Origin of the sequence: Streptomyces sp. NPDC056835, from assembly GCF_042789485.1 — a bacterium.
GTDB lineage: Bacteria > Actinomycetota > Actinomycetes > Streptomycetales > Streptomycetaceae > Streptomyces.
On sequence record NZ_JBHUBB010000076.1, the window covers coordinates 1 to 3086 of the forward strand.

The window sequence follows — 3086 nt, forward strand, 5'->3', positions numbered from 1 at the left end:
GACGCCCTCGCCAGCGCACAACTCACCCCCGCCGACGTCGACACCGTCGAGGCACACGGCACAGGCACCACACTGGGCGACCCCATCGAAGCACAGGCTTTGCTGGCGACATACGGCCAAGGACGCGACAAGAAGCAGCCGTTGTGGCTGGGTTCGGTGAAGTCCAACATCGGCCACACCCAGGCCGCCGCGGGCGTCGCCGGCATCATCAAGATGGTGCAGGCGATGCGCTACGGCACTCTGCCGCGCACCCTGCACGCGACCACCCCCTCGCACCACGTCGACTGGGAGTCCGGTGCCGTCAGCCTGCTGACGGAGAACAGGCCATGGCCCGAGCACGACCGTCCCCGCCGGGCCGGTGTGTCGTCCTTCGGCATCGGTGGGACGAACGCGCACGTGATCCTGGAAGCCGCGCCGGACGAGGAACGGGAGCCGGCCGAAGAGAACGGGCCGGAACGTCACGGCGCCATTCCGTGGGTGCTGTCGGCGCGCGGCGAGGCGGCCCTGTCGGAGCAGGCGACGCGGCTGCTCGCCCGGCTCGGTGACGGTGCCGAGCCGGACCCCCGGGACGTGGGATTCACCCTGACCGCCGGACGCGCCGTACTGGACCACCGGGCCGTCGTACTCGGCGAGAACAACTCCGAACTCAGGTCCGGCCTGGAGGAGTTGGCGGCCGGTCGCACGACGAAGAATGTCGTCACCGGGCGTGCGGCGGCCTCCGGTGGTGTGGTGTTCGTCTTCCCCGGCCAGGGCTCACAGTGGGTCGGCATGGCACGCGAACTCCTCGACACCTCAACTGTCTTCGCGTCACGGATGGCCGAATGCGCCGCCGCGCTCGAACCGTATGTCGATGGCTGGTCACTGCTGGACGTGATGCGGGACGGCGACGAGGACATACTGCGGCGCGTTGATGTGGTACAGCCGGTCCTCTTCGCGGTGATGGTGTCACTGGCCGAGCTGTGGCGATCGCTGGGAGTACGGCCCGCCGCCGTGGTCGGACATTCGCAAGGAGAGATCGCCGCCGCTTGCGTGGCGGGCGCTCTGTCCCTCGATGACGCGGCACGCGTCGTGGCCCTGCGCAGCCGGGCGATCCTGCGACTGTCCGGACGCGGCGGCATGGTCTCCGTCCTCGCCCCCGAAGAACAAGTGACGGGACGCCTGACCGACGGACTCCAGATCGCCGTCGTCAACGGACCCGAGCAGGTAGTGGTCTCCGGACCACCCGATCAACTGGACGCACTCCTCACCGAATGCGAGGCCGACGGCATACAGGCCCGTCGCATCGCCGTGGACTACGCCTCCCACTCACCACAGGTCGAAGACCTCAAAACCGAACTCCTGCATGTCCTGGCCGGCATCGAACCACGCACCGGCCACACCCCCCTCTTCTCCACCGTGACCGGTGAGTCGATCGACACGGCGGTAATGGACGCCGAGTACTGGTTCACCAACCTGCGCCAGACCGTCCGCTTCGACACCGCCCTGCACAACCTCCTGGAAACCGGACACCGCCTCTTCATCGAAAGCAGCCCCCACCCCGTCCTCCTCGGCGCCATCACCCAAGCCGCCGAAAGCATGGGCACAGCAGGCGTGACGGCGGTCGGCACCCTCCGCCGCAACGAAGGCGAAAACGCCCGCCTGCTCCATGGCCTGGCCGAGGTGTTCACCGCCGGAGTGGACGTCGACTGGTCCTCATGGGTGACAGGCGGCCGGCTCATCGAGCTGCCGACCTACGCCTTCCAACGACGTCGTCACTGGCTGCCCGCGGGCCGTTCGGTGGTGGACGCGGCAGGTCTCGGTCTGCACCCGGCCGGTCACCCGCTGCTCGGCGCTGCCGTACGCCTCGCAGGCAGCGACGACATCGTGCTCACCGGACAGGTCTCCCGCACCACTCACCCCTGGCTGGAAGACCACGCCGTCTTCGGCACGCCACTGCTCCCGGGAACCGCCTTCGTCGAAATGGCCCTCCGCGCCGGCGACGAGGTCGACTGCGACGTGCTGGAAGAACTGACGCTGGAGAGGCCGTTGGTGTTGGCGCAGGACGCGTCGGTGGCGGTGCAGGTGTCGGTAGGGGCCCCCGATGATGCCGGGCGCCGCCCGGTCACAGTGCATTCCCGTGTCCAGCACGCCGACGCCGGGGTCGATCCCGGGCTGGAGTGGGTCCGGCACGCCGTGGGCGTACTGGCCGCCACTCCCCCGGTGGCCGACGAGCGGCTGGAAGGTACGTGGCCGCCCACCGGCGCCGAGCGGGTGGATGTCGCTGAGGCATACGAACTGCTGGCCGGCCTGGGATACGGATACGGACCGGCCTTCCAGGGCCTGCAAGCGCTCTGGCGGGCCGGTGATGAAATGTTCGCCGAGGTCCAACTGCCAGTGGAAGCCGACGCATTCGGCGTTCATCCGGCTTTGCTGGACGCCGCGCTGCATCCCCTGCCTTCGGGTGACATGAAGGTGCCGTTCTCCTGGAACGGAGTGCGGCTGCACTCGGTGGGCGCGTCGGCGCTGCGGGTGCAGTTGTCGCGGAGCGCCGATGGCGCCGCGCGGCTCGCGGCGTTCGACGGTGCCGGGCAGCCGGTGGTGACCGTGGACGAGCTGCGGTTGCAGCCGATGTCGCAGGAACAGTTGGGTTCGGCGGTGGCCGCCGACCCACTGTTCGAGGTGCGGTGGACCGATGTACCGGTCCCCGACGGCACCGGCGGCCTGCCGCCCGAGATCGTGATCGAATACGTCGAGCCCGGCGGGGACGCCCGTACGAGCGTGGCCAAGGCACTGGATTCCCTCCAGCGGTTCCTGGCCGACACGGCGGACCGCGAGGACAGGCGGCTCGCCGTGGTCACCCGGGGCGCCGTCATGACGGAGCCCGATCCGGCCACCGCCGCCGTGTGGGGCCTGCTGCGTTCCGCGCAGGCCGAGCACCCCGGAAGTGTCGTGGTCGTCGACATGGCCGAGGGTGAGGATCCGAAGGAAGCCGTGGCACTGGCTCTGGCTTCTGGTGAGCCTCAAGTCGCTGTGGATGAGGGCAGGTTGTTCGCCCCGCGACTGGTCACGGTGGCCACGGAAACGGTGACAGCGGCGGACTGGAAGCC

At 69.4% G+C, this 3086-nt stretch carries 1 protein-coding gene; it reads left to right on the top strand.

The annotated features are described in order from the left end of the window. Positions 1–3086: type I polyketide synthase (locus tag ACFRMN_RS38540; protein ID WP_383029152.1), on the top strand; the 3086-nt coding region annotated here is incomplete at both ends.